The sequence below is a fragment of the Paenibacillus sp. FSL F4-0125 genome (assembly GCF_038008565.1).
Taxonomy (GTDB): Bacteria; Bacillota; Bacilli; order Paenibacillales; family Paenibacillaceae; genus Paenibacillus_AQ.
In genome coordinates, this window is sequence record NZ_JBBOZJ010000001.1 from 5,889,383 (window position 1) to 5,912,646 (window position 23,264).

Annotated in this window: 22 protein-coding genes and 1 pseudogene; 3 read left to right on the plus strand and 20 right to left on the minus strand. The window is 41.1% G+C overall.

The window, feature by feature from the left end; translation table 11 throughout:
• Positions 1-40: 40 nt before the first annotated feature.
• The 8 genes and pseudogenes from NST74_RS26170 to NST74_RS26205 form a co-directional block, all read right to left on the minus strand.
• Entirely contained in the window at positions 41-361 is a 321-nt protein-coding gene (locus NST74_RS26170; RefSeq protein WP_042131123.1) for a metal-sensitive transcriptional regulator, read from the minus strand.
• Positions 362-435: 74 nt separating this feature from the next.
• Positions 436-1,446: a cation diffusion facilitator family transporter gene (locus NST74_RS26175; protein WP_341115257.1), complete on the minus strand. Its 1,011-nt coding sequence runs from the start codon at positions 1,444-1,446 to the stop codon at positions 436-438.
• A 238-nt stretch (positions 1,447-1,684) separates the two neighbouring features.
• Positions 1,685-2,401, minus strand: a complete 717-nt coding sequence (deoD, locus tag NST74_RS26180; protein WP_341115259.1) for a purine-nucleoside phosphorylase — start codon at positions 2,399-2,401, stop codon at positions 1,685-1,687.
• Positions 2,402-2,515: 114 nt separating this feature from the next.
• A complete protein-coding gene (locus NST74_RS26185) occupies positions 2,516-2,647 on the minus strand; it encodes a hypothetical protein (protein ID WP_341115261.1) in 132 nt (43 codons plus the stop codon).
• Between the two features lie 15 nt (positions 2,648-2,662).
• The gene (locus tag NST74_RS26190; RefSeq protein ID WP_341115263.1) at positions 2,663-3,337 is read right to left on the minus strand and encodes a methyl-accepting chemotaxis protein; all 675 of its coding nucleotides are present in this window, start codon (positions 3,335-3,337) and stop codon (positions 2,663-2,665) included.
• A 225-nt stretch (positions 3,338-3,562) separates the two neighbouring features.
• Positions 3,563-5,092 carry an alkyl hydroperoxide reductase subunit F gene (gene ahpF, locus NST74_RS26195; protein WP_283909160.1) on the minus strand — a complete coding sequence of 510 codons (1,530 nt, stop codon included), beginning with the start codon at positions 5,090-5,092 and terminating at the stop codon, positions 3,563-3,565.
• 14 nt (positions 5,093-5,106) lie between these two features.
• A complete protein-coding gene (ahpC, locus tag NST74_RS26200) occupies positions 5,107-5,670 on the minus strand; it encodes an alkyl hydroperoxide reductase subunit C (protein ID WP_042131127.1) in 564 nt (187 codons plus the stop codon).
• 229 nt (positions 5,671-5,899) lie between these two features.
• Positions 5,900-6,777: pseudogene (locus NST74_RS26205) on the minus strand (aminoglycoside phosphotransferase family protein).
• A 170-nt stretch (positions 6,778-6,947) separates the two neighbouring features.
• Between NST74_RS26205 and NST74_RS26210 the strand changes: the two are divergent.
• The gene (locus tag NST74_RS26210) at positions 6,948-7,541 is read left to right on the plus strand and encodes a YdeI/OmpD-associated family protein (protein ID WP_341115265.1); all 594 of its coding nucleotides are present in this window, start codon (positions 6,948-6,950) and stop codon (positions 7,539-7,541) included.
• A gap of 82 nt (positions 7,542-7,623) precedes the next feature.
• On the opposite strand, the gene NST74_RS26215 is transcribed toward NST74_RS26210, so the two are convergent.
• The 4 genes from NST74_RS26215 to yidC all read right to left on the minus strand — a co-directional run bounded on the left by NST74_RS26215 (position 7,624) and on the right by yidC (position 14,056).
• Positions 7,624-11,169 carry an alpha-amylase family glycosyl hydrolase gene (locus NST74_RS26215; protein ID WP_341115267.1) on the minus strand — a complete coding sequence of 1,182 codons (3,546 nt, stop codon included), beginning with the start codon at positions 11,167-11,169 and terminating at the stop codon, positions 7,624-7,626.
• Between the two features lie 747 nt (positions 11,170-11,916).
• Positions 11,917-12,321: a GNAT family N-acetyltransferase gene (locus NST74_RS26220; RefSeq protein WP_341115269.1), complete on the minus strand. Its 405-nt coding sequence runs from the start codon at positions 12,319-12,321 to the stop codon at positions 11,917-11,919.
• Positions 12,322-12,532: 211 nt separating this feature from the next.
• Positions 12,533-12,883, minus strand: coding sequence for a DUF6678 family protein (locus NST74_RS26225; protein ID WP_341115272.1), 351 nt, complete (start codon positions 12,881-12,883; stop codon positions 12,533-12,535).
• Positions 12,884-13,213: 330 nt separating this feature from the next.
• Positions 13,214-14,056, minus strand: a complete 843-nt coding sequence (gene yidC / locus NST74_RS26230; protein ID WP_042132504.1) for a membrane protein insertase YidC — start codon at positions 14,054-14,056, stop codon at positions 13,214-13,216.
• A 23-nt stretch (positions 14,057-14,079) separates the two neighbouring features.
• Here yidC and NST74_RS26235 point away from each other — a divergent pair, with 23 nt between their 5' ends.
• Positions 14,080-14,229 (plus strand): hypothetical protein, encoded by a 150-nt coding sequence (locus tag NST74_RS26235; RefSeq protein WP_341115275.1) that lies wholly within the window; start codon positions 14,080-14,082, stop codon positions 14,227-14,229.
• A 437-nt stretch (positions 14,230-14,666) separates the two neighbouring features.
• On the opposite strand, the gene NST74_RS26240 is transcribed toward NST74_RS26235, so the two are convergent.
• The 4 genes from NST74_RS26240 to NST74_RS26255 all read right to left on the minus strand — a co-directional run bounded on the left by NST74_RS26240 (position 14,667) and on the right by NST74_RS26255 (position 17,652).
• Entirely contained in the window at positions 14,667-15,155 is a 489-nt protein-coding gene (locus tag NST74_RS26240) for a DUF2199 domain-containing protein (protein WP_341115277.1), read from the minus strand.
• A 215-nt stretch (positions 15,156-15,370) separates the two neighbouring features.
• Entirely contained in the window at positions 15,371-16,039 is a 669-nt protein-coding gene (locus NST74_RS26245; protein WP_341115279.1) for a Type 1 glutamine amidotransferase-like domain-containing protein, read from the minus strand.
• 106 nt (positions 16,040-16,145) lie between these two features.
• Positions 16,146-16,646: a cysteine hydrolase family protein gene (locus NST74_RS26250; protein ID WP_341115984.1), complete on the minus strand. Its 501-nt coding sequence runs from the start codon at positions 16,644-16,646 to the stop codon at positions 16,146-16,148.
• 100 nt (positions 16,647-16,746) lie between these two features.
• Positions 16,747-17,652, minus strand: coding sequence for an NAD(P)/FAD-dependent oxidoreductase (locus tag NST74_RS26255; RefSeq protein ID WP_341115281.1), 906 nt, complete (start codon positions 17,650-17,652; stop codon positions 16,747-16,749).
• A gap of 429 nt (positions 17,653-18,081) precedes the next feature.
• Here NST74_RS26255 and NST74_RS26260 point away from each other — a divergent pair, with 429 nt between their 5' ends.
• The gene (locus NST74_RS26260; protein WP_341115283.1) at positions 18,082-18,240 is read left to right on the plus strand and encodes a hypothetical protein; all 159 of its coding nucleotides are present in this window, start codon (positions 18,082-18,084) and stop codon (positions 18,238-18,240) included.
• Between the two features lie 498 nt (positions 18,241-18,738).
• Here NST74_RS26260 and NST74_RS26265 read toward each other — a convergent pair whose 3' ends face one another.
• The 4 genes from NST74_RS26265 to NST74_RS26280 form a co-directional block, all read right to left on the minus strand.
• Complete coding sequence (locus tag NST74_RS26265) at positions 18,739-19,704, minus strand: glycoside hydrolase family 43 protein (protein ID WP_341115285.1); 966 nt, start codon at positions 19,702-19,704, stop codon at positions 18,739-18,741.
• Positions 19,705-19,856: 152 nt separating this feature from the next.
• On the minus strand, positions 19,857-20,711 hold the full coding sequence (locus tag NST74_RS26270) for a carbohydrate ABC transporter permease (protein WP_042131138.1): 855 nt from the start codon (positions 20,709-20,711) through the stop codon (positions 19,857-19,859).
• Positions 20,701-21,687, minus strand: coding sequence for a carbohydrate ABC transporter permease (locus NST74_RS26275; protein ID WP_042131139.1), 987 nt, complete (start codon positions 21,685-21,687; stop codon positions 20,701-20,703). Before NST74_RS26275 ends, NST74_RS26270 begins: the two co-directional genes overlap by 11 nt.
• A gap of 62 nt (positions 21,688-21,749) precedes the next feature.
• Positions 21,750-23,156, minus strand: a complete 1,407-nt coding sequence (locus NST74_RS26280; RefSeq protein WP_341115288.1) for an ABC transporter substrate-binding protein — start codon at positions 23,154-23,156, stop codon at positions 21,750-21,752.
• Positions 23,157-23,264: the final 108 nt, after the last annotated feature.

Here is a 23,264-nt window from a genome sequence, read left to right on the forward strand (position 1 = left end):
TAAAAAAAGGATTCCACCAACGAATCCTTTCTATTATCCATTATTTAATTAATTTATTGATGGTAATTAATAACTCGTCTAACACTTCATTTTCACCATCTTGGATTCGTTCCACGACACAGCTCTTCATATGATGTTCTAACAAAAGCTTTCCTACGCCGTTCAAAGCAGATTGGACCGAAGAGATTTGATGCAGCACATCATCACAATAGGTGTCCTTTTCAATCAATCCTTTTAGCCCTCTTACTTGTCCTTCAATTCTATTGAGACGGCTAACCAGGTTCTTTTTAGTCTTTTCAGAGTGATGACTTTTTCGTTCACCCGTGCTACATGATTCGTGCTCGTGCGTATGATCTTCCATGCACCAATCACTCCTTTCCATATAGTTTTATTATACTATAGCCCTCCTATTCTATTCAAAATATAAAATACCGTTTAGACTTTCATCACATCATGGGATATCACCGATGTCTCAATTTGAATAGTAGTATGCTGGATTTTGAAGCGTTCCGCTATTAACTGAATAGCTTGCTGTAAAATACGTTGATCATCCTCCTGGTCATTGATTAAGAGATGGCAGCTTAGTGAATCAAGTCCGGAGGTAATCGTCCAAATATGAAGATCATGAACATTTATAACGCCTTCGATATTTTCTAGAACTGCCTTCACCTCAGATGGATTCACTGTAATCGGAGTACCTTCCATAAGAACATGAACGGTATGTTTGATGATTCCCCAAGCGCCTCTAAGAATTAACAGAGCAACTAGTACACTTATAATCGGGTCGGCAATATACCAACCGAAAATCATCATGGCTAAACCTGCGATAATAGCCCCTACGGAGCCTAAGGCATCGCCAAGCACATGAAGATAAGCACTGCGAAGGTTAATGTTATTCTTTACATCCCCTTTTCTCATAAGAGACCAAGCACTTGCAATATTGGCTAAAAGACCTATACATGCGATCAGCATCATAGAACCACTTGCAACCGTAGGCGGCTCGAAGAATCGGCCATAAGCTTCCACGATGATAAAACCAGCAACTACAAATAAGGTGACCCCATTCAATAGTGCCGCTAGAATTTCAAACCGATGAAATCCATATGTTTTATTAGGAGAGGCAGGTTTAGTTGCAAACCAGACCGCTACTAAGCTTAATGCTAAGGAGCTTGCATCGTTTAGCATATGCCCACTGTCCGATAGCAGCGCTAAGCTGTTAGTGACCAGTCCGCCAAAAAACTCCAAAAACATAATTCCTACTGTAATTATTAATGCAATCATTAGTCCTTTTTTGTTTCCGCTAGGATCAAAATGATGATGACCGTGAGGTCCATGGGAATGATCGTGTCCTGCATGGGAATGATTGTGATCGCTGTGATCGTGATCAGAGTGTTGCCCGTCTACATGCTCAATCTGATGATTGTGATTATTCTTCTTGTTCTTCATGATTTACCTCCTATTTACCTTCAGCAAGATAGTATTTGTATGCGCGCGCAGTGGTATTCAAAAGCTCCAGATCATAACAACATATGAACAAGTGCTCATATGTTATTATGATCTGGATTTTTCTTCTTGTCAATAATTAACCTAAGGGGTATAGTCTCTTAAATCTTGAAAACGCAAAAAAACATCTCTATACAATTTCTGTATAAAGATGTTTTAGTTTATCTTTCACTTCTTAATCTTAAAGGGAAATCGCTGCTTCTAATGCAACTTCCATCATGCTGTTGAAAGAATTTTGTCTTTCTTCTGCCGTGGTTACTGCATGGGTAACTAATGAATCCGAAATGGTAAGAATACATGCTGCTTGTTTACCTAATACTTTCGCATTATGGAACAGTGCATAGCTCTCCATTTCTACACATACACAACCATGTTCATTGTAAAATTCATTGTGACCTGGCACGTTGTCTTCATGATAGAACACATCGCTAGAATGAATTCTTGCAGTCAACAGTGGCTTATTAATGCGTTTCGCTGCTGCTTCAATGATCTCATTCAATTCTTTACTTGGCAGTTGCACGTCTCCTTCTACACCACTTTGCACATAGGCGTATGTAGATTCACTCCAAGCACTATCCGCCAGCACTACGTCAAATAAATTCAATTTATCTGTGTAGGCACCAGCACTACCGATGCGGATGATGTTCTCCACACCATAGTTTTTGTATAGTTCATAAGAATAAATACCGATACTTGGCATTCCCATTCCCGAACCCATTACTGACACTTCTTTACCTTTGTAAGTACCTGTATATCCAAACATATTCCGTACCGTATTAAATTGGGCCCAATTCTCCAAATAGGTTTCTGCGATATACTTCGCTCTTAACGGATCTCCTGGCATTAATACTGTTTTGGCGATTTCACCATTTTGTGCTGCATTGTGCGGTGTTGACATGATTTATTCCTCCTAAGTTTGTTACTCCACTACTATCTTACTATACCATCCATGAATTTAAATATACGTTTAAAATATTCTTTTGTTTCAACAAAAAAAGAACTGATTCTCTTACTACAATTTATTCGCAAACTCGTTAAGCTTTTGGGACATCATTTTTATTTCCTCAATAAATGCAGAAGTATGCTGAACAGATGCCGCCTGTTCTTGTCCGATCGCAGCTATCTTCTCTATCGAGTTAGCCATTTGGTTCGTAATCCCCTAAATCTGTAGCATGGTTTCATTTATATTTTGTGTCGAGGAAACGGTTTCCCGTGAAAATTTTCGAATTTCCTTGGCTACGACTTCAAATCCTCTTCCCTTCTCACCTGCATGCGCCGCTTCAATGGCTGCATTTAGCCCGAGTAAATTCGTTTGGTCAGCAACCTTTTTAATAATCGATAGGACCTCTGTAGTATTCTCCACATCTCTTCCAGCTTGCTGGGATTGTATAAGTAGTTGCTGAGTGTACTCCGCAAGTGAACTTGCGCCATATGAAATATTATCAATTTGCTCATTGGCTTGGGTTAGTGATTCTGAGATCTGTTCTACAATAGCCTTTAATTCACTTTGTCTACGAATCTGAACTGCAATCCCGCCAATGACTTGACCCGTTTGATCGTGAAGAGGTGTCGCTGTACCCGTAAACTCGAATCCATAAAAATTGGCCGGAACATCGGACTTTAATGCTTGATTCTCTCGTATAGCTATGTAAAGCGGTTCTTCTTTGTTTAAAAGCTGTCCTTCGGTAATGTTTAAATTAATGGTATCGCCAGGAAAATAAGCAACAAACCGTTCCAAATCACAGATGGCTATAGATAAATCAGCCGGAATAGATAATTTTATTATAGGTATAATCGCGATAAATTTGTCTAAAGATTCAATATTATTAATCACAGAAATATAGTCTCCATTCCAGCAAAAGGTTTTTCCAACCGTGCTAAATTCTCAATTTTACTTAATTCATATTTGAAATATGTATTCGAGGAATTCTCATAAAATCCTCCAAAAAAGTTTACAAATCCCCTTTTTTCGCTCATAACATACGGATAGCATACAAAAAAGCCCCCACCTTGTGAAAAGTGAGGGCTTTGGGCTACTTGCTTTTATTAACTGTATCGATTAGTTGCGGATCAGATAATCAAATGCACCTAAAGCTGCAGTTGCACCGGATCCCATCGAAATGATGATTTGTTTATAAGCACTATTAGTGCAATCGCCAGCAGCAAATACTCCTGGTACATTTGTGGCACCATGGCTATCTACAACGATCTCGCCAACGCGAGTACGTTCAACCATGTCACCTAACCAATCTGTGTTCGGAACCAAACCGATCTGTACAAACACACCCTGTAATTCAATATGGTGAGTTTCTTCTGTCGCACGATCGATATAAGAAATACCATCTACCTTATCCGTTCCGGTAATTTCTTTCGTTTGCACGTTCTTAAGCACAGTAACGTTAGGTAGGCTGTAAAGACGATCTTGCAGTACAGCATCTGCTTTGAGCTCTGGAGCAAATTCCAGAACCGTTACATGCTTCACTATACCCGCAAGGTCAATCGCTGCCTCAATCCCTGAATTACCGCCGCCGACAACGGCAACATCTTTGCCTGCAAACAAAGGACCATCACAGTGTGGGCAGTAGGCTACGCCTTTATTCTTGAATTCAGCTTCACCAGGCACACCCATATTGCGCCAACGAGCACCTGTCGACAGAATGACCGTCTTACTCTTTAGAACAGCACCGTTCTCGAGTTCAACTTCAATTAAATCATTCTTATCTAAACGTGTGGCACGTTGTAACTTCATCACATCAATACCGTACTCTTTCACTTGCTCTTCGAGTTTAGCCACTAGCTGAGGACCTTCAATGTAATTTACACTGATAAAGTTCTCAATGCCAAGTGTGTCGTTAACCTGTCCGCCTAAGCGTTCAGCGACAATCCCTGTGCGAATTCCTTTACGCGCTGCGTAAATTGCTGCACTTGCACCTGCTGGGCCACCGCCAACAACAAGTACATCATAAGGAGCTTTATTGTCAAACTCTGATGCGTCTACAGTACTACCCATTTTAGCCAGAATTTCTTCAACCGTCATACGACCACTTTCGAAAAATTCACCGTTAAGGTAAACGCTTGGAACAGACATAATTTCTTTGCGTTCTACCTCTTCTTTGAACACTCCGCCGTCAATCATCGTATGGGTAATGCCAGGATTGAAGATACTCATTAGGTTCAGTGCTTGTACAACATCAGGGCAATTATGACAGCTTAGGCTGACATAAGTTTCAAACTTATATTCGCCACTAATGCTCTTGATCTGATCAATAACACTTTGCTCAACCTTAGGTGCTCTTCCGCTAACTTGCAATAGAGCCAACACTAATGAAGTAAACTCATGTCCTAGCGGAGTTCCAGCAAAGGTAACGCCCGTATCTTCACCCACACGATTTACGCTAAAGCTTGGGGTTCTAGGCAGTTCGGTTTTTTCTACCGTGATCCTAGCTGACATTTTGGCAATTTCATCAACCAGCGCTTCCATCTCTTGCGATGCTTCGTCAGATCCTGCACTGATTTTCAGTACTACGTCGCCTTCCAAGAGTTCTAGGTATTGAGCTAGTTGAGCTTTGATTTCTTGATCTAATTTCATTTAGCTTTCGCTCCTTAAATCTTACCTACAAGATCGAGACTTGGTTTAAGCGTTTCTGCACCTTCGGACCATTTTGCTGGGCAAACTTCACCTGGATGATTGCGTACATATTGCGCTGCTTTGATTTTGTTAACAAGTGCGCTAGCATCGCGACCAATACCACCAGCGTTAATTTCAACGGTTTGGATAATACCGTCTGGATCAATGATGAATGTACCACGATCAGCAAGACCGTCAGCTTCGATCAGAACATCAAAGTTGCGGGAAATCACATGAGAAGGATCGCCGATCATAATGTATTTTACCTTGCCGATGGCTGCAGAGCTTTCATGCCATGCTTTATGTGTAAAGTGAGTATCTGTGGAAACGGAATATACTTCAACACCCAGTTGTTTCAGGGTTTCATATTGGTTCTGCAGATCTTCAAGTTCAGTTGGGCATACGAATGTAAAGTCAGCTGGGTAGAAGCAAACTACACTCCATTTACCTTTAAAGTTTTCTTCTGTAACATCGATGAATTTCCCATCTTGAAATGCGCTTGCTTTAAATGGTAGGACTTCTGTTCCGATAAGTGACATATTATTTAAATCTCCTTTAAGTTTTATTTTTTGTGGATACAATATTCAAATCTGCAAACATCACATATCTGAATACTATTTGTAATTATTATAATTAACCAAATTAAGGCCTGTCAAGTTATTTATAATAATTCTAATATGATAATCGTTGTCAGTCGCTAAATGTTCATAAATTATCATACTTATGAACTAGTATGGGTTAGTTTAGACGTTTTATGTAGGGCAATTTCTACAATTCGAAGTCATCTGCTATGAGATTAATTATTTCTAAGGATTCCCTCGCTACCTTTGGGGTAGAATATCGATTTCCATTATATGTGATTAAAGCTTTCCATAAAGCCCATCCTCTTGCTCTATTCCAAGTCTCTTCATCCATCTGTAATACATCCTTGAACACCTTTCTGCTATCCTCATCAAAAAAGGTCCATGCCATTGCCGCATCACAAGCAGGATCGCCTACACCCAAGATTCCGAAATCAATGACTGCACACAACTTTCCATCTTTAACTAGTAAATTCCCTGGGGCAATATCTCCATGAACCCAAACTGGCTTGGAATTCCATTTAGAAGCTAATGCCAGTTCCCAAATTCCTCTCAATAGCTTCTCATTAAAAATATCTTTATTATGCTCAATCGCATGTCTAGACTCTTCATCATATACAGCTAAAGCTCCACCTCTATAGAAATTATGCTCTCCTGCTAAAGGTCCTCCACTAGCATCAATAGATTGTAACTCTATTAAGAATGCTCCCAATCTCTTGCAAACTGATTAAGATTATTAATATTTTGGTACGTTAATGTTTCACCCTCTACCCACTTATTGATAGACCACGGCAATGGATATTCTTCGTTAGGCTTCCCTTTGGCTAATGGTATTTGAATAGGTAACGTGAGTTCTTTACTTAATATGGGCAACCATAGTTGCTCTTTCTCTACTTGTGGAGCATAAGCTGCTGCACTTGGTACCCTCACGCTCATATGCTCACCTAAATGAAACGTTCGATTATCATTCCCGCTGAATTTTACTGGTCTAATCTCTAAATCGGACCACGCGGGAAATTGTTCATTAATTAATCTTGCAACTAAATCGACGGTAATTGTATTCATAAATACCTCGCTAACATAAGTTTTACTAGCCATTTCCATATGAGACATCTAATATTATGTTAGCTATACTAGTGTCTGTATGCAAACTATGCAATTAGATCAACCGCAAAAGGGACAAGCTAAGCAAATAGAAAGCTTTATATAATTACGAGGAAGAAGGGTGTTCCTTAATGACAAATAGCAGAACCAACGCTAAGGTGGACGGATTCTTAAGAAAAGTAAAACAGTGGCAGGAAGAATACGAGACGTTGAGAAATATCATTCTTGACTGTGAGTTGACCGAAGACTTTAAATGGATGCATCCTTGTTACACGTTTGAGAACAAAAACATAGTCTTAATCCATGGATTTAAAGAATATATTGCACTGCTGTTTCATAAAGGTGTCTTATTAAAGGATACCCATGGGATTCTGATTCAACAAACGGAGAATGTACAAGCAGCACGCCAGATCCGGTTCACCAATGTTCAAGAGATCCTTGAAAAAGAAAGCATCATAAAAGAATATATTTATGAAGCCATCGAAGTTGAAAAAGCTGGTTTGGAAGTGGAATTTAAAAAGAATACAGATTTCATCATTCCTGATGAATTTCAAACTAAACTTAATGAAATACCTGCCTTGAAAAATGCTTTTGAAGCCTTGACGCCCGGTCGGCAAAGAGCATACCTTCATCATTTTTCAGAACCCAAGCAATCCAAAACCCGTGTGTCTAGAGTTGAGAAATGGATGCCTCAAATTCTGGATGGAAAAGGATTAAATGATTAAGTTGTATATGAAGAAGCAACCTTAGATCGGTGAATAATCCGAACTGAGGTTGCTTCTTCTCTTTTTACTAAAAGACTTTATTCTACTTCAGGTAGGTTCCGGTTACTCCAATTCCACCGCTACCGTTCAATACATACACTCTAGCGTTTCCTTTTCCGGAGCATATCAGAGTGATTGTACCGTTAGTAACGTTTTTGGTATCGCCAGTCACCGCATCCACGTAAGTTCCGTTCGGAATTCCGGTAAATGTCGCATTTCCTGAGATCGTAACTAACGCAAAGCTATCAATACCTTTTGCGCTGTCGGTATATCTTCTTTTAAACGCCAAATCACCGGATACATTTTCTGTGGAATACTGGCCTTTTTGCAAGGCTGGAACAGCTCTTCTGATTAAATTGAGTTGTCTGATATGTTTTGCCAAAGGATAGTTCAATGAATCGGCAAGTGTACCAGTAGCATTTGTATACTTACCGTAGTCCTGAACCGTAACGCTACCCTCAATATGATCTCCAAAGTAAGCACGCCCTGTTGAGCTAAGTGGTGCATTTGGACCTACATCGATGACTGATCCTTTTTTAAACTCGATTTCAGAACCATAATAGATCGCAGGTATTCCCCGGAAGGTGAACATCAGCGAGAGATTCTCAGCCCAAGTGTCTTGAGTCCCTGCAAATCGTTGATTCTCAGGGGCTTGGTCAGGTGCATAGTCATGAGAGTCAACATAAGTTACATTCCAAGTAGCATCGTTATAGTACTGATCACCGCTCTTCATACTGAATGCTTCCTGTGCAGTCTTGAATGCCCAATGCATTGGGAAATCAATAACATCCATACCCGATTTCATCGAATAGTCAGGTGCATGATAATTATTGCCTATTAAAAAAGCATTATTTGAGGTTGGTTGCCCCGCTGTAGTAGAGTTATCTGCCCACTCTTGTTCTACTGACAGCTTGTTGGAAGCGTAGTCATTTTGTCCGTCACCCGGATAGGCTTTCGAGCTTTTCCAAGTATAGAATGGAGTCGATATTGCCGGAATTCCACTATTCCATACATCTCTGTACCGAGTAGCCACTTCACCAAAGACAAAGAAGTTTGAGCCCCCTCTTGTTTTCCAAGCAGGAACAAAGTATTTGTTAAAAATATACCGGCTCACATGCTTCACAGTATCGACCCGGAAAGCATCAACACCCATATCAATATACTGATTATAGCTGTCAATTAGATACTGATTCACTACAGGGTTTTCCGTATTCAAGTCTACGGCGTCTCCTGCAATCTGTCCTGTCTGTACAGTGTAAGATTCCCAGGAAAGACTTTTTTCAGTATGATACATGTTATTGTTGGTTTCCGCATTTTTCATGATTGCGAGTCTGGCCTGATATTGCTGATCAGGGGTCATCGTATCATAGTTAGCTGGCAGTTTATCCGTAATTTCAAGCATGTTATTTACGGTGTCCGCTGCAGTCGGATCTTTCTTGAACATAGGCAACAGATTCTCTTCCCCAAAATTACCGGTATGATTCACAACAACATCCTGAATAACCTTTATCCCTTTGGCATGAGCTGCATTAATTAATTCCTGATAAGAAGCTCCTGCTGACTCATACCTTGGATCTACTTTGGAAAAATTAATCGCATGATAGCCATGATAATCATACCCGCTGGCATTCTGCACAACTGGGGTAATCCAAATAGCACTGAATCCGAGCGCTTTAATGTAGTCGAGCTTTTGAATCAGTCCTTTAAAGTCACCTCTCCAAGCTGGGTCTAAATCCGGATTGCCTGCCTTGGCATCCTCCCATGAATGCACGTTATTACTCGGATCACCATCATAGAATCGTGAAGTAATCACGAAATATATGGTGTCTTCACGGAAATCGCCTTTATTTCCAATCGTATAGACAAAGCTCTGTTTCGTTTCATTTCCGGCACCGTCGACCACCAAGAATTTCAGTGTCGTCGTCTTATTAATAAGAATGGACGGTCCTGCCAGAGCAGTTAAAGCATTGCCAGAGATATAGAGATTTGAACTAGTAGTTGGTTCCGTACCATTATCTGTGTAATATGCTGTGGTCGTTGCTGCTTTGTTATCTTTTATATTAAAAGAGACGGTAACCGCAGAGCTTGAATTCCCAACAGGTAGATTAGCTGTTATGGTTGGGGCTTGCAGGTCGAGATTTAGGTCAATGACATAAGCAAAAGTGCCTACACTGCCTGCTTGACCTAAGGAGTTAACACCAAAAGCCTTAATAGTTGTAGTAGAGGCTACTTGAATTGGTGTCGTGTACAAGGTAGAAGCTGTCGTAGGGGTCGACCCGTCTGTCGTATAGTAGATTTTATCGCCAGTATTGATACTGGAGAGCTTCACAGTTTGAGCAGAATCATATGTTTTCGGCGTAGGAGAGACTGAAATCACAGGAATCTTCGGAATTTCCGGATTAGCGTCATACCATACGTTATCTGAAGAATACCAGCCCTCTTTTACACTGCGGGACAAGTCAGCAGTCTGTTTGCCGTTGCCATCATTAAAGATAAGGCTTGTGCCGGCGGCATTGGCAATAGTATAGCTGTACCAGTCGTTTCCGTCCGATTTCATCAGAATTCCTGGCCAAGCTCCGCTTGTTGGAACCGTTGACGGACTCAGATTCCAGTAATGAATTCGGATCGTTGAACTCCAATTTGCTGGTTTCTTAAAATGAACTGTTAAGCCAGCCGAAGTTGGCGTTGGGGTCGGCGTCATAGTTGCGGTTGGGGTTGGGGTCGGCGTTGGTGTTACGGTCGGCGTTGGCGTTGGTGTAGGAGTTGGTGTTACGGTCGGCGTTGGTGTTGGCGTTGGTGTTGGCGTTGGTGTAGGAGTTGCAGTTGCAGTTGCAGTTGGTGTAGGAGTTGCGGTAGATGTTGGTGTTGGCGCGTTTGAAAGAGTTACATAGTCGATATTTATATTCCCAGTATCATCCGAGTCATATTTGTAAGCGATCGTATTATTGCCTGCTTGTAAGGAGAGCGTTTCTGTTTGGTCCCCCCATGCATCCCAGTTTGCCAAGTTCGCTAAAGTGGTCTGCTTTACCTTTACTCCATTCACATAAATAGAAACTTTCTTGGCACTGCCCGTCGCATTGGCATAGTGGAGCGTTGCGTTATAGTCACCTGCATCGGAAGACTGAACGTTAAAGGCGGTTGTTGCTCCTGCGGTTGTGTATCCATCAACAAAACCGGTACCAGTATATCCGGTGTGATTCGTATTTATTTTTGCGCCACCTGACAAGGCTGCGCTCTCAGCTTCGTATTTCCCAGCAACCGGAATAACAACCGTCCAGTTCTTCCCTCCGTTGCTGTCCCAACTATCCGTTGGGGCTGTGATGTGATAACAATATATAAGTGTGGCGCCCTCCTGAACATTGAGGTTGGCCGTAAATGTGGTCCCATTTTTAGTCATGACCGTGTCGGTAATATTCGTCCAGTTATTCGTGGTCCAATGTAGTGTTACAGCAGATGCTGTGGAGTTCGTATAAGAGACTGTATAATCAGTGTTGCTGGCTGAAGCCCCGCCGGATAAACCGAATAAACTAAAGATAAGCGAAAAAATGATCAACCAAGAAACAAACCGCCTAGATTGTTTACGTACCAAATAAATAACCTCCTCATTAATTTTAAGTGCAAATTCCGTTGTGCAAACGTTTGCAAAAATGAGAAAAAAAGAAACAATCAAACTTATACAATCTCCTCCTTCTAAGAAAACATGGAAAAACCTCATTGTATGCGTTTACAAATAGGGCTGTTGAGAAATCCTCAGGTTACAGATAGCTCTATATCTAATGAATTTTCCCTGTTTATGATTATAGGCTCCAACCTTTTCCGGGTCAATGCATCTTTTAGGCTAAAAATATATAAATTTAGTGGTATAATTTCAAAAGTTCAATCGTTTTCATTCAACAGTTGTTCAAGGCATTTTAAAAAATTTAAAACTACCGCTATTTATAGAACTATAGTTTCCCGTTTGTTGAACGAATGATTATCAAGACTTGGGTGACAACTTCTTCGAACTTACCCAGTACTTCCGAAATCAGTTCTCGGGATCATGTACTTTATTCACCCATCCGTGTTTTCAATGGTTCTAAAACTTCCGTTTATGATACGGAAGACCCTCGCCTTCTTCGCAATACTGTTTAAGACTGTACAAAAAAATAGCCCAGTTATAATTACATACGCGATAAAATGAGGTCACTTCCACCCATTTCATCTGACGAAGAATGATTGACCGTTGAAGCTGGAACATTCACGGTCTGTAAGTGCTCGATATTTGCCGTATTGCTCATCCCCTTTTTTTAAGGATTTAATTTATGTAATTATTTGTATACGAAAATCATACCATCAATCATATCAACTCTGAGATAAACATTGGTGTAGCTCCATCCTCTGTATTAAAGCCAAATTTATTATAGAAATCCACTGCATAAGGATAAGAAATTAATACTTTTGTTTTACACCCTTTATATCTATCAAGCATTATATTCATCATTTCCTTACCTATACCGATACTCTGATAACTCGGATTAATAAGCATATAATGAAAATATACCGTTAAAACACCATCTGACAAAGCATTTATTAAACCGACAAGCTTTCCTCCTTCCCAAGCGGTAACAATTGAATGAGACCCTCCGATTGCTTGTAAAAGCTCGTTTGGATACTTGCCAGACTCCCATTCTACCGAAAGAAATAACTCTTGGAGTGCATCCTTAGTGATATCCTCTTTGCTTGAAGCGTAATAAATGCTCACCCTATACCTTCCTTTCATAAAACTAACTATGGCACAACATCTGTTTTAAGCTCCCATATTTCGATGGATTTGCAATCCTTAAGAAGCCATAAAATAATACCGACATAGCAATTTCGGATTTATCAAAGTGAATAATTACTTTAATTTACCTCAATATACTCTTAAAAATATGTATAGATAATGGATTAACTGAAGTGTAATTTGTATTTATTCAAATATAATCAATGAATTCATTAGTTTTGTTATATCCATAAATTATGATGGAGTCGGTAGTTACTTCACCTGGAACATGTATTTTTTCCAGGAATTGAATTAAATCAGTTTTTATCAAGTCATCTTCAGCATGAATTTCTAACCACTCAATAAATTTGTAGCCACCATCTGAATAATGGTAATACCAATCTCCATCCCAAAGGCTGATATAGCCAGTATCAATGTCTTTAGTTCTCCATTTGGTTGGAAAGGCATAGTTGAGCATTGCTTGTCTTATTTCTTCCCATTTTGTGTTGTTCATTAAAGGTTTTAGTTCATTTGAATCCATATATTCACCTTTTTCTCCCATCAGTACTGCAAGTGTTTATTCCAGCTTATCATTTTCTCTTGTACAAAACTGCCCGTTAGCAGAACAAAGCTGCCGATTCAAGTCGGCAGCTTCGTTCTGATGTTATTGAGCTATAGTTTCCCATTAGCTTAATCGTTATTTATGATACGGTTCTCCGCGCTGTCTGTAACGGTAAGTTTTAGGGCCATCCTTTTGTGGGATGGCCCTTTCACTTTTCTCATTATGTTGAACTATGTTCCCCGTTAACGAGCCGCCAACATAAAAACAGAGCATCTGAGGTCGCGCCTCAGATGCCTTGTATTTAGTATTGTTTTATGACCTGGTTCAATTTTATAAATCTTCTACACCGGTGGGTAAGTTTTTACTCGCTACATTTGGCTTCGTGTACATTTTATTGAGTATGATCGTTTGCACGATAATGAATATACCGCCAACTGCCCAATATAATGGTAACGCGGCGGGCATCTGAAAAGAAAATACACCCATCATAATCGGTGACAACAATCCGATGAAAGCCATTTGGTTATTTTGATTTTGCTGATACTGCGCTGAAACGGATTGAGACACGCGGAACTGAACGTAATACACCGCAGCGGCAATAAGCGGCAAAATCATATCTGTTTTCCCCAAGCTAAACCACAGAAAATCGTCCGCTGCAATCTCTGGGGTACGACGAATGGCGTAGTAAAATGCGAGGGTGATCGGCCATTGGAGAAGCATCGGTAAACACCCCATATTTAAGGGATTAAATTGATGCTTCTGGTAGAGCTGCATCATCTCGACTTGCTGTTGTTTTTTTGCATCCGCACTGACGTCGTTCTTATACTTCTCCTTAAGTGCAGTTAACTCCGGTTGGAGGACGGCCATCTTTTCTTTCATGTCCATTTGTTTCTTGGTTTGATTCATCATGAGCGGCATGATCGCGAGTCTGATGATGAAAGTCATCAGCACGATCGATAATCCGTAGTTTCCGTGAAATGCATTCGCAAAGAATTTGATCAAGATCGAAAATGGATAAATAAAAAAGTGGTTAAATACCCCTGCTGAATCGGCATTAATCGAGTTTGAATGGGATGCTGTCGAACACCCGCTGAGCACAATGATCGGAATAACTCCAATCAACATGACGAGAATGGGCTTGGCCCATTTTTGAAACAACAAAATCTTTTTCATCGTTGTCCTCCCTAATTGAAAGTATGGAATATCAATGTGGGGAAGGACTATGGTCTTCTTCATTAGGTGCTTCTCTTCGTCTGGTAGTACGTACTATCCACCGCAGAATGCTGCTCGGTTGTGACAGTCTGACAGCCACAAACCAAGTTAAACCGGCTGGAGCAATTTCATAACCCCAGTGAATCTCTTGTGTAGAAAAATAGGTGAATGGAATTGACACTAAGGAATAGATGAGAGCGATCGAGAACGCCAATTGAACCAAGTCATAAAAATGCTCCAGTCAAGTTCACCTCTGTATGAGCAATATTGGAAAAAAATTGAATAATGATTATACGTTTAAGAAAACTGTGTGGTTTCATTAACCTGCCCGTTAGTTGAATAAATAAAAAAAAAGGCTGCCGAAGCAACCGCTATTCCACTAATGTGCCCCGCTAGCTTAATCGACATTACGCACCGAGTCCAATGGATTTAGCCTTGCGGGGTTGTCTGCTGATTACGTTTCACCGAAACCCCTTAGCAGACCAAGGAGAGCGCGACGCGGCGTAGATACGATTTTATGAGCTGTCGGCACGGCAGCTTTTTCGACCATACTTTCTTTCAAATTCTTCTCTTACAGACTATGATTTATTAAATGAGCAATTTCTTTAACTCTCGCCATTGTAATTCCTTCTCTTTGTTCAACTGCAAGTGGATGATCCGTTTGTACTAATTCGATTAACGGAACAGCTCCAACTTCTTGTGTATGTACCATTGTCTTTAACGATAATGTAGTTATTGGATATATTGAAAGTTCAGTCGATAACCAACCAAAATAAGGTTTTTCAGTTTCCCTTCCTTCTACGTGCAGTAATTCATTAGATTTCAAAAAGTTTTCTTCACTAAGAGAAACCCAAACACTCCATATAAATTTCTCTTTACTATCAATTATTGGTATTTCGATATGTCCTCTAATAAAGAAATGCCGTTCATCAATTACACAAAAATCTCTAATTAATTCTGTTCTTTTCTCTTCTGGTACAGTGTAAAAGTAATAGGGTGCTTCACTTCCGTAACATAAAGGAAGTTCAATTAATTCGTTGTTACAGTGAGGGCATTTCATGTTTTCTGCTCCTTATAGTTTCTCGCTGATTTCTTATAGCGTCTTATTCGTGAAATTACTGTGTTATCCTGCCCCTTACTTCAATAAAATGGGCAGCTAGCATCTGCCGGACATAGAAAGACCGCCATTGAAGGCGGTCTTAAAAATTTATCATTTTTGCCCAACAATAAGTCCTGGGGATTTTAAAAACCTGAGATGATTCGCTGTAAGCCTAATTAGAGCGTCTCAACCAATTTCTGAATCTTTGAGTGGGAGATTAAATATACAGGACCCATTATTTCTATTTTCCCGTCCTTTATACGCATTGCACTCTCCTGTTCTGCCGCATAAACATCAATCTCTTCAGACAAGGGGAACAGGTAACCTTGAACAAACGTAGCGTAGTTGCGTTTAGAATGAGATTCATAGGCAAAATGATCAAAGCCAATACCATCATAAATAGTACTTGTTTCAACTTCATTGCCAGTGTTTTTCAAGCATAACCATTTTGCAGCCATGTTTATCGCACCGGCGCTGGCACCCATTATAACGGCATTGCTGTTCTTAATAACATTTGATAATTTATAATCGGCCAAAAAATCGTTTTGTAAAACAGGATCTCCACCGCATAAAAAAATGACAGAAGCGTTGTGAATTAATCGCTGAGCATCTTCCTTCTGCATGCGGTAATCAATGAAATGATATTCATCAAAAATAATGTTAGCCTGATTTAACCATGTACATTCAGAAACATCATCAATGTTAATTTGCTCACCTGTATAACCAGACGGTTCAGCGCTAATCATAACAAGTGATTTTCTGTCTTGTATATCCTCATGCAAACAATGGACCAGCTTCTCTGGAAAAAAATTATTAAACCAACTGAGATAGTAGTGAGTACTCAAACTTAATTACCTCCATATGTATTTTTTACAATTATAAAATGGAGTTACATATTAGTTATCTAATACGTAACTCCAATTATAAACAATAGCTTCTGTTAGTAGAATCTCAAGCAATGGTCTCCATTAAAAATTCGATCACCGGGTAAGAGATCATATGCCGATCACGGTAAATCGAGGTAATAGCATCTGGCCGTGTGCTCAGGATTGCCTTCTGTAAAAGGGCTGCTTGAAAGCCTCTTTCTTGTGCACCGTTAATAGTAAAGGTTACACAATGTTCTGCGGCGAAGCCCGCAACGATGATGAATTCAACACCATGTTCACGTAGAAGTTGTTCCAAATCTGTTTTCCAAAAAGCATTAGAGAACTCTTTTTCTATCTGGATATCCGTAGGTAACACTGTAATTTCCGGAATAATATTTCTTGCTTCTGGATCCGTATCTGCGTTTGCCCCTTCCACGTCTTTTATATGAACGACAATTTGGTCTTTTGCACGAAGTAACCCCGACACATGATTAATGTATTCACAAGCCTGGCTTACATTTAACTTCTCCATATGATCGTGTAAGAAAAGGTTTTGCATATCAATAATTAGGAATCCAACTTTTATTTTAAACTACCCCTCTCAGAACAAATATAGTTTCTATATTAATCTGGATGTAAGTTCAGCTCAAGGGAATAAATGAATTAGACTATTTTGTACAATAGCATCAGATGTTACGCCATTCCTCTTCATTTAGTTCGTTGTTAATGCCCACCCCAGCTAAGGAACCCATAGAAGCGGCAATAATGGCTTGATGAAGATGTGTTGCTGCATCACCGGCACTATAAACGCCTGGAACGTTCGTTTTACCGAGATTATCGACAATAACTGTTCCAGCTTCTGTGATCTCGCAACCGATGGCTTGCGGCAAATCTGATCCGATCATTAGCTTTGGTCTGAAAAATATCCCTGTACATACGATGCTAGTACCATCCTTCAGCACAACTTGCTGTACCATACCATTGTCAGATTCGATCGATTGAATCGGCAAATCATAGACCGGAATGTTATGTTGTTGAAGTTCCTCGCATTGTGCATTCGTCAAGTCATCAGATCCATTAGTACATATGGTAATGTTATTCGTCCAACCAGATATCACTTGGGCCATATGCGTTGCATCGCCTCCCTTAACAATTACTACAAGAGGCTGATCTCTTAGCTCCCAACCATCACAATAAGGGCAGATAAAGGCGCTTTTGCCATACACATCTGAGAGCCCCTTAATTTCCATCGGAAGATCCTTCATGCCTATCGCAAAGAGCAGCTTTTTACTTCGATAGGTCTGACCCTGAACAGTCGTAACTTGAAAATCACCATCGGTTCCCGTAATCGATATAGCGGTATCTTCCGCAAAAGTAACGGATGGATAGGCACTTATCTGCTCCTTCGCAATTCGTCTAAAATCGCTTGGACTTATGGAATCTCTAGTAAGAAAACCATGCGTTTCTCGAGTAACCCTATTACGTGCGCGTCCTTCATCAATAACAACCACACTTTTTCTTGCCCTGCCTAGCACCAGAGCAGCATTTAGACCTGCCGGTCCTCCTCCGATAATAACACAATCATAAGTCATTTCTATTCTCCCTTTCGCTTTTCAATTTATATTAAAGATATTAAAGACTTATATTATCCATTATAGTCTCAAAAAAAGAACGAACCTCACTTCGTTATAATTAAAGACTTCACGAATCCATAATAACCTCAATATATATAGAAGGCAAGGTTTTATTCTATTCAATCATTGCCCCTTCATAACCGCCTATAGTATTCTGAGTCTAATGATGCAAAGTCTATCCTGCTGAAAAAATATCCAAAGGAAGTCATACGCCTCATTAAAACAGCAGACCTGAACGGGGACAAAAAAGACGAAAGCATAATACTTACGGACTCCGGAAATTTATTTTTAGTTAATTCTAAAAATGTTGTAGACTATTTGCCTTCCAATACCCAAGTCTATGTATATTGTTTAGAACAAGGAACATTAGTTAATAAGCTACAATTTATGGCTGACTATTCTGCTGAAATCGATGAAAAGGGCCGATTCCATCAATACTGGAAAAAGTACGCAACAGAAGGCGGATATAGTTTAGTCCATGGTACTTTTACATGGGATACTAAAAACAACAAATACAAAGCTAGCGGTCAGTTTGTACTTCAATAACCAATTAATATAGCTCCTAGCGTAATCACCCACAATAACGGAATAGCACTAATAAAAAAGATAGTTAAAGATTTAAATCTAACCCTAAAGAACCAAGATAAAATCGAACAAATAACAACAGCAACTGGATACAATGAAACAATTATCATTATTGATATTCCCCATGCTGAGATCCCATTGTCAAAAACCATAAAGGATAATCCCCAAATTACGAACCAAGGAATTAGAGATAATAAATATAAGACTTGAATAATAACCAGATAAAATTTCATTGCTTCAAATCCTTTGCGTTTTATTCCATGATTATACATCTGCGATCCATAGAGCGATAGCCCTACAAAATGAATACAATATTAGATGATGCTTTTTACCTTCTAAAATCATAGCGCCCTGACGAAATATAAAACAACAAATAAGGATGTCTCTGAAGTATTAGCTCCAAGACATCCTTAAGTAATTTCATAATACACCCTATAAAAAGGGAGGCTCTACCTTCAATTAGAGTATTACCGGCCGGATTCTGCCGTCTTCCTCATAATGAAGCTCTGTAAATTTCATACTGCGTTTATGATCTACGCCGCCAGACAGAGATGCGTCATGGTAGAACAAATACCATTTCTCGTTAAATTCCACGATGGAATGATGGGTCGTCCAGCCGATGACTGGATTCAGGATCGTCCCTTGGAAGACAAAGGGTCCGCAAGGCTTGTCACTTACCGCGTAGACGATCTTATGGGTTGTGCCCGTGGAGTATGAGAGATAATATTTCCCTTGATACTTGTGCATCCATGGACCCTCGAAATACCTCCTGTCCTCATCACCCGCAAGAATTGAGTTTCCCTCTTCATCAGTAATAATGATTTCCTGAGGGGCAGATTTAAATGCCAGCATGTCTTCACTCAGCTCAGCCACCCAAGGACCATAAGCCGGCTCCTCTGGGCCCTTTTCTACCGCATCTTGCTGAAAAATACCGTCCTGCCACTTTTCTAACTGTCCGCCCCATAAGCCGCCAAAATACATATAGGATCTATCATCCTCGTCCACGAATACAGCGGGATCGATGCTGAAGCTACCTTCTATATAGCTTTCTTGAGCCTGAAAAGGACCCGATGGTGAGGCTGACGTAGCCACTCCGATGCGGAAGATCCCCTCCTTATCCCGGGCCGGGAAAAACAAATAATATGTCCCATGCCGGTATGCGGCATCTGGCGCCCACATTTGCTTCGAAGCCCAAGGCACATCCCGAAGATGAAGCGCCTCTCCGTGATCTACACAGGGGGATGTAGGATCTTCCAAGGAAAACACATGATAATCTTCCATCGCATATTGGTCACCATTATCATTTGTAGGTCCACCATGGTCGATATCATGGGACGGGTAAATATACAGCTTGCCCTCAAATACATGAGCGGAGGGATCGGCTGTATAGAGATGGGTAACTAACGGCTCATTTGGGGTTGCCATAATAGGATTCTCCTCCTCATTGAGATTACGCCTGTTGATTAGCCAAAAAGGTACAACAAGTCTCTTTCAGGGTATTTTTAGCTAATCAACAGGCCTAGATTGGAATAAATTCTTTCCACGGTGCTGCCCTTATTCGAAGCCAGCAGCCGAGGTTATTCTTTGACGCCTCCGAGTGCTACGCCCGCAATAATGTATCTGGATAACAAAAAGTAAACCACAAACAGCGGTAAAGCTGTTAAAGCCAGCCCCATATAAATCGAACCGAACTCCATCTTGTAGATATCACCTCGGAGTAAACTTACCATGATCGGCATGGTGTATTTCTCCTTCTGCGTTAGCAATATCAGCGGCATGAACAGGTTGTTCCAATTGGCTACAAAGGCAAAGATAGCTTGTGTTGCTACTGCTGGCATCATCAGCGGTAAGATGATCCGGTTGAAGGTAAAGAACTCTCCAGATCCATCTACGCGCGCAGCTTCCACGATCTCTATCGACAGAGTTGCAAGAAGGTATTGGCGCATAAAGAACACTACCGCCGGTGCAGCAATCGCTGGTAGAATCAGCGGAAGAAAATTGTTGGTCCAATGTAACTTATACATGAACTGATAGAATCCGATAGCGCTTGCCTGGGAAGGAATCATCATCACGCACATGATAAAGGTAAAGAATGGCCCCCGCAGCTTCCAGCTGTAGGTTACGAGCCCATAGGCCGCCAAGGACGAGAAATAGACTGTGCAGAGGGTTGCAGAACTGGCAATAATGAATGAATTCATGAACCCTTGAAGCGGATCAAAGCTCTTATCGAGCAATACTTGCAGATTGCTCATCATGTGGCTCGAAGGAAGCAGTGAAAGACCACTTTGGATTTCCGGTGTAGAGCGTGTGGCATTTACAAACATGACCCAAAACGGCAGAATACTAAGTACCGCCAAAGAGATGCAAACCACATAGATAATCGTCTTATTTATCTTTCGGTTAACGGTTCCGCTTTTCTGATTATTTGCCATGTGTTACGCCTCCCTCACGGGCTGCTATAGCAGCTTTTCTATACTTTTGCTTTTCTATTTTTTTAAGTCTTGACGCATCGCGGTCACGCATCACATAGAACAGGATTCCAGCCAATATCGCCGAAATCAAGAACATGATCATGCTCGCTGCTGCAGCACGATTGTACATATAGCTGCCCTTGAATGCTTGCCCATAGATAAACATGGACGTGGTAAGCGTAGAATCATCCGGTCCGCCTGCAAGGAATAATTGCGGAATATCGAACATGGTCAAACCACCCACCATAGATGTAATCAATGTGAACAGCAATATCGTACGCAGACTCGGCAGTGTGATGCGGAAGAAGGTTTGAAACCCGTTCGCCCCATCAATCGATGCGGACTCGAAGAGCGCAGGATTTATACCCATAACGCCAGCGATCAGGACGATCATGGTATTGCCGTACCACATCCAGAACTGGATGAACGCGACAATGCCCCGTGCTGTCGACTTATCCTGCAGGAAGAACACTGGAGCGTCTGTCCATCCCAACATTTGAAACAAACTGTTTACAGGACCCATCGGATAGGCGAATAAAGTACTGAACAACACGGCAATCGTACTAGCAGTGATGATATTAGGCATATAGAGCAGAATCTTGAACAAGCCTTGTCCCTTTATGTTGAGACGCTTATTCGTGAACCATGCGGTTAGCAAGAGCGCGAGAAGCATCTGGGGAACGAAGTTAGTAATCCAGAGCAATCCGGTATTGAATAAAGACTTCCGGAACGAGGGATTATCAAAGAGAAGATCTTTGAAGTTTTGAAAAGGATTATCAAGAATATGGATCGGTTTTGGTATGATTCCTTTCATATCGGTGAATCCAATGACTGCGGTATATAAAATGGGATACAGTGAGAAAATCAGAAATGCAAGGACAAACGGGAAGGTAAAAATATAACCGTATTTCGAATAGTTCACATTTTTGCGGCGCATGCTCTCACCTCTTTAGTTGATATGAAGGGGCGGGATTACTCCCCCGCCCCTCCGAATCCTTCTTATTCGCTTTCAATGCCAAGTTGGTCTTTGACTTGTTGCTTAAAGGTTTCGATCGCTTTGGCACGGTCCTTGTTGCCCGCAGTGTATTCACGTACTTGATCACGCCAGAGCTTGTTGATTGTTTCGTCGTACTGGGTCAAGTTCTTACCTGAAGCGTTTGCATTGGCCGGTACAAACACATCGAACATATTTTGACCACCGAGCAGTGGAACTTCACCGTTTGACTTCGACATCACAACAGAGGATGCAACGCTGTCCTTGGTACCTTGCTCGCCTTCCTTCATGGTACCGTTAGCCCAGTAATATTGGAGTCCCGTTTCTGAGGTGTCGAGTGTAACCCACTTCACAAAGTCCGCAACAGCCTGTTTCTTGGCCTCATCCTTGGTGACGTCTTTGTTGGCAAGCAGCCAAGTGCCACCCCAGAAGAAGCCTGTTGGTGGTTCGGAAACCGCCCAGTCGCCATTCGTGTCTTTCACTTGACCGTTCATCACGTAGTTGATGAGCCAAGCAGGACCGAAGAAACCGAAGATCGGTTGGGCGCCGGTACCGGACATATCCGCATACCATGCTTCCGTCCAGTCTGTCGTATCGTTATGATAGCCATTGTCTTTCAACTTTTTAGAGAGATCCAGGAACTCTTCGCGCTTCGGATCGATATGAAGCTTACCATCAACAAGCCAGCCCTTGTCCGAGCTGTTCTCGATTGGATGCCAGATATCTCCGTCACCGGAAACGATGCCGTATCCTTTAGCTTTCAGCTTCGCAGCTGCATCGTAGAATTTATCCCAGCCTGGTCCAATTTCATTTTTGATGGTGGCTGGATCATCTGTTCCAAAAACTTCCTTCGCAATGGAGCGGCGATAGATAAAAGCGCCGCCAGTCGCTTGATAGCCGAGGGCTTTCAATTTACCGTCTAGACTACCGATGTCAACCGAGTATTGGGCGATGCCAGCGTCTTTAACCATTTGGTCATCCAGGCCTATATCAGAATAGTTAGCTGCATAGCTTGAGGCGTCGCCTTGTGTATACTTGAGCACGAATGCTGATTCAGCTGCAAAAATGTCAGGGGCATCTTTGCCTCCAGCTGTCAGAGCCTGATCAAGAGCAGGCTGATAAGCTCCGTCAGTGGTTGCGATAACTGTAGTTTTGAACTCTACATTTGCGTCAGGATGGATTTCCAGATACTTCTTAGTCATGTTAGGAATTTCGTCCGTAAAGCTCCAAAGATTGATGGTGACTTTCTCACCTGTTCCTTTTGCTGGAGCTTCGGTAGTATTGGCTGCTGGTGCAGGCGCTGAACTTGGGCTAGTTGAGTTGGAATTTGAGTTCCCACCACATGCTGCGAGAGCAGATGACATCACGAGCAATGTAGAGATCCCCACTAAACTACGTTTCATACTTTTCATACTTTGCCTCCCCTTTTATATTGATCCTCGGTTTTATGTAACCGCATACATAATTATAGAGCCTATGATTCTCTAGCATAAGGACACCCTCTTTAGGAAAACTTCCAC

Excerpts from the sequence above, each read along its gene's own strand:
- NST74_RS26210 (WP_341115265.1), top strand. The coding sequence starts at position 6,948 with ATGACAAATAGCAGAACCAACGCTAAGGTGGACGGATTCTTAAGAAAA.
- NST74_RS26240 (WP_341115277.1), bottom strand. The coding sequence starts at position 15,155 with ATGAAATGCCCTCACTGTAACAACGAATTAATTGAACTTCCTTTATGT.
- NST74_RS26175 (WP_341115257.1), bottom strand. The coding sequence starts at position 1,446 with ATGAAGAACAAGAAGAATAATCACAATCATCAGATTGAGCATGTAGAC.
- ahpF (WP_283909160.1), bottom strand. The coding sequence starts at position 5,092 with ATGAAATTAGATCAAGAAATCAAAGCTCAACTAGCTCAATACCTAGAA.
- NST74_RS26260 (WP_341115283.1), top strand. The coding sequence starts at position 18,082 with ATGGCTGACTATTCTGCTGAAATCGATGAAAAGGGCCGATTCCATCAA.
- NST74_RS26255 (WP_341115281.1), bottom strand. The coding sequence starts at position 17,652 with ATGACTTATGATTGTGTTATTATCGGAGGAGGACCGGCAGGTCTAAAT.
- NST74_RS26235 (WP_341115275.1), top strand. The coding sequence starts at position 14,080 with ATGGAATATCAATGTGGGGAAGGACTATGGTCTTCTTCATTAGGTGCT.
- NST74_RS26280 (WP_341115288.1), bottom strand. The coding sequence starts at position 23,156 with ATGAAAAGTATGAAACGTAGTTTAGTGGGGATCTCTACATTGCTCGTG.
- yidC (WP_042132504.1), bottom strand. The coding sequence starts at position 14,056 with ATGAAAAAGATTTTGTTGTTTCAAAAATGGGCCAAGCCCATTCTCGTC.
- NST74_RS26270 (WP_042131138.1), bottom strand. The coding sequence starts at position 20,711 with ATGGCAAATAATCAGAAAAGCGGAACCGTTAACCGAAAGATAAATAAG.
- NST74_RS26185 (WP_341115261.1), bottom strand. The coding sequence starts at position 2,647 with ATGGCTAACTCGATAGAGAAGATAGCTGCGATCGGACAAGAACAGGCG.
- NST74_RS26170 (WP_042131123.1), bottom strand. The coding sequence starts at position 361 with ATGGAAGATCATACGCACGAGCACGAATCATGTAGCACGGGTGAACGA.
- ahpC (WP_042131127.1), bottom strand. The coding sequence starts at position 5,670 with ATGTCACTTATCGGAACAGAAGTCCTACCATTTAAAGCAAGCGCATTT.
- NST74_RS26265 (WP_341115285.1), bottom strand. The coding sequence starts at position 19,704 with ATGGCAACCCCAAATGAGCCGTTAGTTACCCATCTCTATACAGCCGAT.
- NST74_RS26225 (WP_341115272.1), bottom strand. The coding sequence starts at position 12,883 with ATGGGAGAAAAAGGTGAATATATGGATTCAAATGAACTAAAACCTTTA.
- deoD (WP_341115259.1), bottom strand. The coding sequence starts at position 2,401 with ATGTCAACACCGCACAATGCAGCACAAAATGGTGAAATCGCCAAAACA.
- NST74_RS26275 (WP_042131139.1), bottom strand. The coding sequence starts at position 21,687 with ATGCGCCGCAAAAATGTGAACTATTCGAAATACGGTTATATTTTTACC.